14 protein-coding genes are annotated in these 11,239 nt (G+C 39.8%); all 14 read left to right on the plus strand.

The genetic code is table 11. From position 1 onward, the window contains the following. The first annotated feature begins 73 nt into the window (after positions 1 to 73). The gene (rnmV, locus tag V7122_RS06165; protein ID WP_335345271.1) at positions 74 to 634 is read left to right on the plus strand and encodes a ribonuclease M5; all 561 of its coding nucleotides are present in this window, start codon (positions 74 to 76) and stop codon (positions 632 to 634) included. After that, entirely contained in the window at positions 627 to 1,505 is an 879-nt protein-coding gene (gene rsmA / locus V7122_RS06170; protein ID WP_335345272.1) for a 16S rRNA (adenine(1518)-N(6)/adenine(1519)-N(6))-dimethyltransferase RsmA, read from the plus strand. The genes rnmV and rsmA overlap by 8 nt, the downstream gene beginning before the upstream one ends. A 413-nt stretch (positions 1,506 to 1,918) precedes the next feature. Then, positions 1,919 to 2,803: a sporulation peptidase YabG gene (yabG, locus tag V7122_RS06175; protein WP_335345273.1), complete on the plus strand. Its 885-nt coding sequence runs from the start codon at positions 1,919 to 1,921 to the stop codon at positions 2,801 to 2,803. Between the two features lie 236 nt (positions 2,804 to 3,039). Continuing rightward, a complete protein-coding gene (gene veg, locus V7122_RS06180; protein WP_057776771.1) occupies positions 3,040 to 3,303 on the plus strand; it encodes a biofilm formation stimulator Veg in 264 nt (87 codons plus the stop codon). Between the two features lie 134 nt (positions 3,304 to 3,437). Then, the gene (locus V7122_RS06185; protein ID WP_335345289.1) at positions 3,438 to 3,614 is read left to right on the plus strand and encodes a small, acid-soluble spore protein, alpha/beta type; all 177 of its coding nucleotides are present in this window, start codon (positions 3,438 to 3,440) and stop codon (positions 3,612 to 3,614) included. Between the two features lie 224 nt (positions 3,615 to 3,838). Next, on the plus strand, positions 3,839 to 4,708 hold the full coding sequence (gene ispE, locus V7122_RS06190; protein ID WP_335354031.1) for a 4-(cytidine 5'-diphospho)-2-C-methyl-D-erythritol kinase: 870 nt from the start codon (positions 3,839 to 3,841) through the stop codon (positions 4,706 to 4,708). Positions 4,709 to 4,763: 55 nt separating this feature from the next. Continuing rightward, complete coding sequence (gene purR, locus V7122_RS06195) at positions 4,764 to 5,582, plus strand: pur operon repressor (protein ID WP_335354032.1); 819 nt, start codon at positions 4,764 to 4,766, stop codon at positions 5,580 to 5,582. A 35-nt stretch (positions 5,583 to 5,617) separates the two neighbouring features. Further along, positions 5,618 to 5,992 (plus strand): RidA family protein, encoded by a 375-nt coding sequence (locus V7122_RS06200; protein ID WP_335354020.1) that lies wholly within the window; start codon positions 5,618 to 5,620, stop codon positions 5,990 to 5,992. A gap of 258 nt (positions 5,993 to 6,250) precedes the next feature. After that, positions 6,251 to 6,541, plus strand: coding sequence for a septation regulator SpoVG (gene spoVG / locus V7122_RS06205; RefSeq protein ID WP_053479353.1), 291 nt, complete (start codon positions 6,251 to 6,253; stop codon positions 6,539 to 6,541). Between the two features lie 442 nt (positions 6,542 to 6,983). Beyond that, on the plus strand, positions 6,984 to 8,357 hold the full coding sequence (gene glmU / locus V7122_RS06210) for a bifunctional UDP-N-acetylglucosamine diphosphorylase/glucosamine-1-phosphate N-acetyltransferase GlmU (RefSeq protein WP_335354021.1): 1,374 nt from the start codon (positions 6,984 to 6,986) through the stop codon (positions 8,355 to 8,357). A gap of 18 nt (positions 8,358 to 8,375) precedes the next feature. Then, on the plus strand, positions 8,376 to 9,332 hold the full coding sequence (locus V7122_RS06215) for a ribose-phosphate diphosphokinase (RefSeq protein ID WP_335345278.1): 957 nt from the start codon (positions 8,376 to 8,378) through the stop codon (positions 9,330 to 9,332). Positions 9,333 to 9,494: 162 nt separating this feature from the next. Continuing rightward, positions 9,495 to 10,127 carry a 50S ribosomal protein L25/general stress protein Ctc gene (locus V7122_RS06220; RefSeq protein ID WP_335345279.1) on the plus strand — a complete coding sequence of 211 codons (633 nt, stop codon included), beginning with the start codon at positions 9,495 to 9,497 and terminating at the stop codon, positions 10,125 to 10,127. 116 nt (positions 10,128 to 10,243) lie between these two features. After that, positions 10,244 to 10,804, plus strand: coding sequence for an aminoacyl-tRNA hydrolase (pth, locus tag V7122_RS06225; RefSeq protein WP_335526050.1), 561 nt, complete (start codon positions 10,244 to 10,246; stop codon positions 10,802 to 10,804). A gap of 135 nt (positions 10,805 to 10,939) precedes the next feature. After that, on the plus strand, positions 10,940 to 11,170 hold the full coding sequence (locus tag V7122_RS06230) for an anti-sigma-F factor Fin family protein (protein WP_315666815.1): 231 nt from the start codon (positions 10,940 to 10,942) through the stop codon (positions 11,168 to 11,170). Positions 11,171 to 11,239 lie beyond the last annotated feature (69 nt).

The raw sequence follows: 11,239 nt of genomic DNA on the forward strand, positions 1-11,239 counted from the left end.
ATTTTTTCTCAAATATTTTATTTTTATTTTAAATGTCTCTAATGAAATACAGAGCAAGATAACAGGAGGATTTATGAAGATTAGGGAAATCATCGTGGTCGAAGGAAAGGATGATACGACTGCGATTAAAAACGCACTCGATGCGGATACGATTGAAACAAATGGTTCTGCCATTAATGATGAAACATTAGAAAAGATAAAGCTTGCTCAAGAGACAAGAGGGGTCATTGTATTTACTGATCCTGATTATCCGGGGAAAAAAATCCGCAATACAATTAAAGAACATGTCCCTGGCTGTAAGCATGCATTTATCGATAAAAAGGATGCTCTACATAAATACGGGAAGGGTGTTGGTGTCGAACATGCTTCTCCCGAGATGATTCGGCAAGCTCTTCGCGAGGCACACCTCATGCATGAAGAGGTGGAGGAGGTCATCACTCAAGAGGATTTACTTGCTGCAGGCCTAATTGGCGGCTCCGGAGCAAGGGAAAGAAGAGAGAAGCTAGGTAGGCTTTTAAAAATTGGATTTACAAATGGAAAGCAGCTACATAAAAGTTTAATGATGTTTCAAATTAGCAAAGAAGAGTTTGCGGTTGCCATCCAAGCGATCCGTCAGGAGGAAGAACATGCATAAAGATATAGCGACCCCGGTAAGAACCCGTGCCATACTTGAAAAATACGGATTTTCTTTTAAAAAGAGCTTAGGACAAAACTTTTTAATTGATACTAATATTCTCAGAAGAATTGTGGATCATGCCGAGTTAACGGAAAAATCAGCAGCGATTGAAATTGGCCCTGGGATTGGCGCTTTAACAGAACAGCTGGCGAAAAGAAGCAAAAAGGTAGTGGCCTTTGAAATTGACCAGCGGCTTTTGCCGATTTTACAAGAAACCCTTTCTCCTTATCCGAATACAAAGATCATTCATGAGGATGTACTGAAAGCGGATGTTAGAGGAATGATTGAAACAGAATTAGCGGGGATGGACGATATTATGGTTGTTGCCAATCTCCCCTATTACGTAACAACTCCGATTATTATGAAGCTGCTTGAGGACAAACTGCCAATCAGGGGAATTGTTTGTATGCTTCAGAAAGAGGTGGCAGATCGAATTTCTGCTAAGCCGGGAACAAAAGATTACGGTTCCCTTTCCATCGCGATTCAATACTATACAGAGGCTGAGACGGTTATGATTGTTCCAAAAACCGTATTTATTCCTCAGCCGAATGTCGATTCAGCTGTTATTCGTTTAACGAAAAGGGAGAAACCGGCTGTTTCCGTCCAGAATGAGGAATTCTTTTTTCAAATTATTAGGGCCAGCTTTGCGCAAAGGCGGAAAACCTTATTAAATAACTTAACAAGTTATTTGCCGGATGGGAAACAAAAGAAGGAAGACATTCTTGCTGCATTAGAGCAAGCAGAAATCGAGCCTGGCCGTAGAGGGGAAACCTTATCTATTGAGGAGTTTGCCCGGTTAAGTGACAAATTAGCTGCAATATTTTCTTAAGGCTCACCATGTGTGAGCCTTTTTCTATGGAATGAATAGCTTATGGTGAGCGTTAGGAGGTTCTTCTGCCAAAAAATCGTGTTATGAACGGGTCATGGCGAGGGTTTGAATGGCCTTCAGCTGAAAACGAGTGTCATGGACGGCTCATGCCGAGGGTAAAAACCCCTTTTGCTGAAAACGCTTGTCATGGACCTCTCATGGTAAGGGATTAAGGCACGCCTACAGAAAACACGTGTCATGAACAACTCATAGTGAGCGTTAAAAACTTTATTTATAGATAAATACAGCACATGTTTTTAAACCGATGCATAATTTATGAGAGAACTAGACTATATTCTTTAGAAGGCCCTCCTGAAATGGCAGCTTTTCGATGCCATATGTAGGCTTGATGGGGCTAATTGGAGTGACTTTAGTTGAACATAAACATTATGGATATTGTCGGGAGGGTTTCTTACCATTGTGATATTCTGTTTCGGGTCATCGATTTTCGGGAACAGAATGGGCAAAAATATGCCATCCTTTATGGGGAAGACATTCGGCTAATTGCAGACGCGCCTATTGAGGACTTAATTACAATTAGTCCATCGACAAGGGCAAAGATTGCTGAGGAGTATCATTCCATGGAAGAGCAGTCTCTCCAGCTATTCCGTCAGGATGTCGAGCTGATCAAGCAAAAACAAGAGTATGAAGCCACAGACGGCTACAGCAAATCATTGAGCTATTTTCAAATGCCTGGAAGAGTCCTTCACCTTGATGGGGATCCGGCTTATTTAGAAAAATGCTTAAATTTATATGAAAAAATAGGTGTCCCAGTGACGGGCATTCATTGCAATGAAAAGGAAATGCCGCTGAGGATTGGGCAGCTTATTGACTACTATAGACCAGATATTCTTGTGGTCACCGGCCATGATGCCTATTCAAAGGCAAAGGGGAAAAAATCAGATATTAACGCCTATCGCCATTCTAAACAATTTGCACAAACGGTTAGAGAAGCAAGAAAGAAGGTCCCTCATTTAGATCAGCTAGTCATTTTTGCAGGCGCATGCCAGTCTCATTTTGAATCCATCATCCTAGCAGGCGCTAATTTTGCCAGCTCCCCTTATAGAGTGAATATACATGCGCTAGATCCGGTATATATAGTGGCAAAAGTTAGTTTTACTCCTTTTATGGAGCGAATAAATGTATGGGATGTTTTACGAAATACACTAACAGGAGAAAAGGGCCTGGGCGGAATAGAAACAAAAGGAGTTTTGAGAACAGGAATGCCATTTAATAGTGAACATCATAATGAGTCCTAAATGATAAACCGTTCTTACTCGAGGCGGTTTGTTTTTTTGTAGAAAAAGTTGGCATATTTCTTTGGAAATAGCGTACATATTCTAAGATGAATAAGGATAAGCTAAAAATGTTGAAAAATAGAAGAAATTGTGGACGAAAATATATTGACAATCTTTTTTAAAGACTGTTATAATTTATATTTTTATTTGACTCCACTGTGTCAGTGTGATATACTTAACATAGTGAGGTGGAACGAATGGCAAAAACATTATTGGATATCAAAAAAGCTCTTGATTCAAACCTTGGGAAAAGATTATTGCTCAAGGCTAATGGTGGAAGAAGGAAGACGATTGAGCGTTCAGGTGTTTTAGCAGAAACGTACCCTTCTGTATTTGTGATTGAGCTGGATCAGGATGAAAATGCGTTTGAACGTGTATCCTACAGCTACGCAGATGTTCTAACAGAAACTGTTCAAATTACATTCTACGAAGATACAACAGGACGAGTTGCTTTAAATTAATATAAATTTTTTTTGCTTCAAAGCGGCGAACGAATGTTTGTCGCTGTTTTTTTGTAAAAAAACGATTTAACTCTTATGAATAAACATTGAACGTTCATACTATAATTACCGCAGTGTGAAAGGAGATGTTAATCATAGGCAGGCGAAAAGGGATTATGACAGAAGGCTTTAAAGAGGAGCTAGCAAAGGAACTTGGCTTTTATGATGTTGTGCAAAGAGAAGGCTGGGGCGGTATTAAAGCGAAGGATGCTGGAAATATGGTTAAACGAGCAGTTGAAATTGCACAGCAAAGCCTAAAGAATAATCGGTAACCTTTTGAAGCTTAACATAAACTGTATATAAAACAGATCGTGATTAATAGCGAAATGGATTTACTGCGGTGTGCCGGGGCTAATGCTCCGGCACTTTTTTATAGAAATTTAGACAAAAAGAACAACTTTTTATGAAGAAAGTCTAATCAGGACGTCTTACTTTTGTTGTTTTGTGGTAAAATAGGACAAAAAATGGAGACGTTTTGTCAAAGTAGGTGAAGATGTTGAAGCTTTTAGTAAAGGCACCGGCTAAAATTAATTTATCTTTGGATGTCTTGCATAAACGTGTGGACGGCTATCATGAAGTTGAAATGATAATGACAACCATTGATCTAGCCGATCGCCTTGAATTAACTTTATTAGAGCAAGAGGATATCAAGATCATTTCCCATAACCGTTTTGTACCGGATGATCAGCGAAATCTTGCTTACCAAGCGGCACTTCTTTTAAAAGAGCGGTTTCAGGTGAAAAAGGGAGTCGCCATTACAATTGAAAAAGCCATCCCAGTCGCTGCAGGGCTTGCTGGAGGGAGCAGTGATGCTGCTGCTGTATTAAGAGGGCTGAATAAGCTATGGGATCTTGGATTAAGTTTAGATGAACTCGCTGTGATTGGAGCGGAAATTGGCTCGGATGTTTCATTCTGCGTTTACGGAGGAACGGCCCTTGCTACTGGAAGAGGGGAAGTAATTAAAGAACTTCCTGCCGCGCCGACTTGCTGGGTCATACTGGCTAAACCCTTTATCGGGGTGTCAACAGCAGATGTGTATCGAAGACTTCAATTAGATGGAGTGAATCATCCGAAAACAAAAGAAATGATTCAGGCAATAGAAGCCGGAAGTTATGAACAGGTTTGCGGTCTAGTTGGAAATGTGCTAGAAGACGTTACCTTCCGGCTGCATCCTGAGGTAGCACAAATTAAAGAGCAAATAAGAAGATTTGGTGCAGATGCTGTTTTGATGAGCGGCAGTGGGCCGACTGTATTCGGACTTGTTCGCCATGACTCTAGAATGCAGCGAATTTATAATGGTTTGAGAGGCTTCTGTGATCAGGTATTCGCAGTAAGAATGCTTGGAGAACGACATAGACTTGATTAAATCCGGATAATGGTGATATATTAACAATAAAATATTCGGATTTGGGGGTCCTATGATGAAGTTTCGTCGAAGTGAGCGTTTAATTGATATGACGAATTATTTATTAGAACATCCAAGACAATTGGTTTCATTAACTTATTTCTCAGAAAGATATAAATCAGCTAAGTCCTCCATCAGTGAAGATTTAGCGATTATTAAGGATACATTTGAACAACGGGGAATTGGAACGTTACAAACGGTTCCGGGTGCAGCAGGCGGTGTGAAATTTCATGTCAAAGTATCGAATGAGGAAGCAAAATCATTCATATCGGAGCTTTGTGAGTTAATTGCCAGTCCTGATCGGTTATTACCTGGTGGCTATTTATACATGACAGATATAATAGGAAATCCTTCTATTGTGAATCGGGTCGGGCGTTTATTTGCTTCTGCTTTTGAGGAAACACCCATTGATGTTGTCATGACTGTAGCAACGAAGGGAATTTCTTTAGCTTATGCAGTAGCCAATTATTTAAATGTCCCTGTTGTCATCGTTAGAAAGGACAGTAAAGTCACAGAAGGCTCAACGGTCAGTATTAATTATGTATCTGGCTCATCCAGAAGACTATCAACGATGATGCTTTCAAAGAGAAGCTTGGCAGAAGGTTCTAGAGTGCTTATTGTCGATGACTTCATGAGGGGTGGAGGCACCATCAATGGAATGGTCAGCATGCTTGAGGAATTTAAAGCCTATGTTGCAGGCATAGCTGTTTTAGTGGAAGCAGAAAAGTCAGAGGAACGTCTCGTGGATGAATATTTATCTCTTCTGCGATTATCAGATGTTGATGAAAAGGAAAAGAAGATCAATGTGAATGAAGGTAATTATTTTAAAAAATAAATGATTATCAAATTATATTTGAGGGGGATACAAATATGAAATATGTTCAAACTGCAAGTGCACCAGCCGCAATTGGTCCATATTCACAAGGAATCATCGTAAACAACTTATTTTACAGCTCAGGTCAAATTCCGTTAACGGCTGAGGGTGTCCTAGTGGAAGGAGACGTTATCGCTCAGACTCATCAAGTGTTCAAAAATCTGCAGGCTGTACTTGAGGAGGCAGGCGCGTCTTTAGAAACAGTCGTGAAGGCAACCGTATTTATTAAAAATATGGACGACTTTGGTGCAATTAATGAAGTATACGGAGAATACTTCCATACCCATAAGCCTGCACGCTCTTGTGTAGAAGTTGCTCGATTGCCTAAGGATGTTTTAATAGAAATCGAAGTAGTAGCTCTTGTAAAATAGCAGGTAAAATAAAAAACAAGCTCGTTGAATTCGCGAGCTTGTTTTTTTATAGGTATAAAGCTTCGTAGTTCAGACGCTTTTACTATTTATTGTATAATTTTTGGTAGAATAGTCATAATGGATATGGGGTAATAAATAGAACTTCATCATTTGGAATAAAAGATTCTAAAAATTTTTTCGATTCAAGCAGGAAAAACTGAGTATATGTGGAATTAAATAGAGTAAGATGTGTATCTTTTAGCAAAGGTGGTGAACAGAATGGAAGTAACTGACGTAAGATTGCGCCGCGTTAATACAGATGGCCGAATGAGGGCGATTGCCTCTATTACTTTAGATCATGAATTTGTTGTTCACGATATTCGAGTAATTGATGGGAATAATGGATTATTTGTTGCAATGCCTAGCAAACGTACTCCGGATGGCGAGTTTAGGGATATTGCTCACCCTATTAACTCAGGAACACGGGGGAAAATCCAAGAGGCTGTATTATCAGAATACCACCGTTTAGGTGAATTAGAAGTTGAATTTGAAGAAGCAGGAGCTTCCTAATAATAAACAACTAGAGCCTACTTCATAAGTAAGGCTCTTTTTTGTTATTCGATTGTGTATAGCACTCCTCTCCTAATTCCCCATTACTCTTCATTTCAAACCTATCATTTTTATGAAAAAGCTCTGCGATTATGCTGTCTTTACCCACCTTCCTTCCTTCAAATGGAAATAATTCAATCATTATCATGTAAAAAATATGTAGTTTTTTGTCATTCCTTGAAATATGACCGTTTATAAGATATATTTTTAATGGACAAAAAGGTTGTAAGAAAGAAAAATGCGGATGGAATTAACATCTAATATATTCGTAAATAAGTGAGTGAACCAATATAATGATAAAGGAGTATTGGGGCTTCACGCTGCCTTAATTTGTTCTGAAGGCGCTTGCGCTTTTCTAGAAATGGGCGATATTATATATTTCACTTGAAATGGGGGCCTGTCTGTGTATAATCGTTATGCGGTCATTTTAGCCGCGGGCCAAGGGACGAGAATGAAGTCTAAGCTTTATAAAGTCCTGCATCCTGTGTGTGGAAAGCCGATGGTTCAACATGTGGTTGATCAAGTTTCAAAGCTTAATATAGAGGAAATTGTAACGATCATTGGTCATGGGGCGGAATTGGTACAGGCACAACTCGGTGACAACATTAAGTATGCACTGCAGAAGGAACAGCTAGGTACGGCTCATGCTGTCATGCAGGCAAAGGAAATGCTTGATGGGAAAGAAGGCGTTACGATTGTCGTTTGTGGAGATACTCCGCTTATCGCACATGAAACAATGGAGGCACTCTATAAACACCACGAGGACAAAGGCGCTAAAGCAACGGTACTGACTGCTTGGGCCGACAATCCTGCTGGCTATGGACGCATCGTCCGAAATGAAAGCGGACATGTCGAGAAGATAGTCGAGCATAAAGACGCGACAGAAGAAGAACGAAAGATTCAAGAGATCAATACGGGTACTTATTGTTTTGATAATCAAGCTTTATTTCAAGCCTTAAGCCTGGTAAGCAATGATAATGTCCAGGGCGAATATTATTTGCCGGATGTCATTGAGATTTTGAAAAATGAAGGAGCCCCTATTGCAGCTTTCCAAACCGCTGAATTTGAGGAGACTCTTGGTGTGAATGACAGGGTTGCTCTTTCTGAGGCGGAACGATTGATGAGAAAGAGAATAAATGAGTTCCACATGCGAAATGGCGTGTCAATCATTGATCCATCCAATACGTATATTGATTCCGATATATCGATAGGAATGGATACGATCATATACCCTGGCACGATTCTTTCTGGCAAAACAGCGATCGGATCTAATTGTGTCATTGGTCCTCATAGTGAGATTTCAGATTGTACGGTTGGTGATCATACCACGATCCGGCAATCTGCAGCTTTTGACAGTCAAATTGGTTCTGATGTCCAAATTGGGCCATTTGCTCATATCCGTCCGAAATCTGACATTCATGGGCATGTGAAAATTGGAAACTTTGTTGAAGTGAAAAAAGCTGTTTTCGGTGAAGGAAGCAAGGCATCTCATTTAAGCTATATAGGGGATGCTGAAGTCGGCCGCGATGTAAATATTGGTTGCGGCACGATTACAGTCAACTACGATGGGAAAAATAAATTCCTGACGAAGATAGAAGATGGAGTTTTCGTAGGCTGCAATTCTAATCTCGTGGCACCAGTAACCATTGGGGAAAATGCCTATGTTGCAGCGGGCTCAACGATAACAGAGGATGTTCCTGGAGGGGCTTTATCCATCGCAAGGGCGCGTCAAGTAAATAAAGAGAATTATGCAGAAAAACTAAACGGCAAGAAATAATTCAGGTGGAGGCTTAACATGTCTAATCAATATTTAGATCCAAATTTAAAGGTTTTTAGTCTTAATTCTAACCGTGAATTGGCAAAAGAAATTGCTAATGTTATCGGAGTAGAGCTTGGAAAATGTTCAGTGCAGCGTTTTAGCGATGGAGAAATTACAATTAATATCGAAGAAAGCATTCGTGGATGTGATGTTTATGTGATTCAATCTACAAGCTCTCCAGTGAATGAACATTTAATGGAGCTCCTCATTATGATTGATGCCCTAAAACGTGCATCGGCAAAAACGATTAATATTGTTATGCCTTATTATGGGTATGCACGTCAAGATCGTAAAGCTAGAGCCCGTGAACCAATTACGGCAAAGCTTGTCGCAAACTTACTTGAAACAGCAGGTGCAACACGTGTTATTACACTTGACTTGCATGCTCCGCAAATTCAAGGTTTCTTCGACATTCCAATTGATCATTTAATGGGTGTTCCGATTCTTTCTGATTACTTTAAAGATAAAGCTATGAATAACGATGTTGTTATCGTATCACCAGACCATGGCGGTGTAACCAGAGCAAGAAAGCTTGCTGAACGATTAAAAGCTCCGATTGCCATTATTGATAAGCGCCGTCCGAAGCCGAATGTAGCGGAAATTATGAATATTGTTGGACATATTGATGGAAAAGTAGCTATCTTGATTGATGATATTATTGATACTGCTGGAACGATCACATTAGCTGCAAATGCACTTGTTGAACATGGTGCGTCTGAAGTGTATGCATGCTGTACACATCCAGTATTATCAGGCCCGGCCATTGAGAGAATCCAAAACTCCTCAATTAAAGAGTTAGTTGTGACGAATTCAATCGCCCTTCCAGAAGAAAAGAGAACGGAGAAAATAGTTCAGCTTTCAGTTGCGCCTCTTATTGGAGAAGCAATCATCCGTGTACATGAGGAGCAATCTGTAAGCACACTATTTGATTGATTTAAATATTATTAACAATAGACAGGCATGCTAAATAGCATGCCTGTCTTTATTTGCTCCACAATGTTATACTAAATATTGTTAGAAGGTTTAGACTCCCCCCATTTAGGGCATTTTTTATATAGAGTCTTGATTAATGTAATAAGGAAAGGGGACCTACTTATGACAACTGTTTTACAAGCAAAGGAAAGAAAGGAATTTCGCGGCTCGGTCTTAACGCGTATTCGACAAGAAGGGAATATTCCTGCTGTGGTCTATGGGGCCAAGATTGAAAGTCAATCGATTTATTTTAATGAGAAGGATTTCACGAAAGTAATCCGTCAAGTGGGCAGGAATGGCGTCATTTCATTGGATTTAAGCGGTAAGAAGCATAATGTAGTGTTAAGTGACTATCAGGCAGACCCGATAAAAAATGAGATTATTCATGTTGACTTTCTTGCAGTAGATATGAACCAAGAAATAACTGCTAATGTCCGTATTGCTCTTACTGGAGATGCAGCAGGAGTGAAGGACGGTGGTGTTATGCAGCAGGCTTTACATGAAGTTTCTGTTACAGCTACGCCGGATAACATCCCTCAATCTGTTGATGTCGATGTAACTAGTCTTCAGGTTAATGAAACGTTAACAATTGGTGATATAAAAACAAACCTCAACTATGAGATCAATAATGAGGAAGAGGAAGTCATTGCTTCTATTCTTCCACCTAGACAAGAAGAAGAAATTCATAGCGGTGAACAGCAGGCTGGTGGAACTCCGGAAAATGAAGAAGGCAGAGAAACTAAGGCTAGTGAATAATAAAGGTTAAAATAGATGAGTTCCTTGCAATGAATAAGGGGCTGACCCGAAAAATGATTGGTCAGCCCTATTTTCACGTTCAGTGCTCTGTGCTTTTTATAATAAGAGGTGGAATCATGAAACTAATAGTAGGGCTAGGGAACCCTGGGAAGCAGTATGAGAAAACAAGGCATAATATTGGTTTTGAGGTCATTGATGCACTTTCAGAGAAGTTTAATATCCCTCTTGACCAGGCGAAATTCCAGGGGGTTTATGGAGTGGGCTATGTAAATGGGGAAAAGGTATATTTATTAAAGCCGCTTACATATATGAACCTTTCAGGTGAATCTATTGTTCCGTTAATGGATTATTTCGAAATTGACAATGATGAGCTTGTAGTTATCTATGATGATCTAGATCTCCCGGTTGGGAAGATCCGGTTAAGGCAAAAGGGCAGTGCTGGAGGGCATAATGGAATCAAGTCCACCATCGCACATTTGGGTACACAAGAGTTTAACAGAATAAGAGTTGGAATTGACAGGCCGTCGAGCGGGATGAAAGTGTCTGACTATGTGTTAGGGCGCTTTTCAAAAGAAGAGCAGGAGCAAATGGGTGAAGTCATCAAAAGATGTTCAGATGCCTGTGAGGAATGGATCTCTAAGCCGTTTTTACAAATCATGAATGAATTTAATCAATAATTCCTCATATATCTCTACTTTTTTCATAAGATAGTATATCATTCTTATTATGCTGTATAAGCTATTGCCGAATGAATAAGTTCCTTTAGAAACGATCATACTATTGATACTGAGTGTATAATAGGAGGAACAGGCATGGCTATACATTATCATTGCCGCCATTGTGGAGTGGAGATTGGTACGATAGAAGATACCGACATCCACACGGAGCAATTAGGCTTTCATTTATTAAATCATGAGGAACGTCAAGAGATGATTGCGTACGATATGGCGGGCAATCTTCAGGTAAAGGCAATTTGCGAGGATTGTCATGAATTACTACAGAGAAATCCGGAATACCATCAGCATGATTTTCTAATTCAATAACAGGCTTTGGACATCCATCCAAAGCATTTTTCTATTTAATTCAAAAATGCGGAGAACGCTTTGAATAAA

It is taken from the genome of Bacillus sp. JJ1532 (assembly GCF_036965085.1).
Classification (GTDB): domain Bacteria; phylum Bacillota; class Bacilli; order Bacillales; family Cytobacillaceae; genus Cytobacillus.

Bases quoted from the DNA above. Each gene is read 5' to 3' on its own strand.
- rnmV (WP_335345271.1), top strand. From the start codon at position 74: ATGAAGATTAGGGAAATCATCGTGGTCGAAGGAAAGGATGATACGACT.
- rsmA (WP_335345272.1), top strand. From the start codon at position 627: ATGCATAAAGATATAGCGACCCCGGTAAGAACCCGTGCCATACTTGAA.
- veg (WP_057776771.1), top strand. From the start codon at position 3,040: ATGGCAAAAACATTATTGGATATCAAAAAAGCTCTTGATTCAAACCTT.
- purR (WP_335354032.1), top strand. From the start codon at position 4,764: ATGAAGTTTCGTCGAAGTGAGCGTTTAATTGATATGACGAATTATTTA.
- V7122_RS06200 (WP_335354020.1), top strand. From the start codon at position 5,618: ATGAAATATGTTCAAACTGCAAGTGCACCAGCCGCAATTGGTCCATAT.
- spoVG (WP_053479353.1), top strand. From the start codon at position 6,251: ATGGAAGTAACTGACGTAAGATTGCGCCGCGTTAATACAGATGGCCGA.
- V7122_RS06215 (WP_335345278.1), top strand. From the start codon at position 8,376: ATGTCTAATCAATATTTAGATCCAAATTTAAAGGTTTTTAGTCTTAAT.
- V7122_RS06220 (WP_335345279.1), top strand. From the start codon at position 9,495: ATGACAACTGTTTTACAAGCAAAGGAAAGAAAGGAATTTCGCGGCTCG.
- pth (WP_335526050.1), top strand. From the start codon at position 10,244: ATGAAACTAATAGTAGGGCTAGGGAACCCTGGGAAGCAGTATGAGAAA.
- V7122_RS06230 (WP_315666815.1), top strand. From the start codon at position 10,940: ATGGCTATACATTATCATTGCCGCCATTGTGGAGTGGAGATTGGTACG.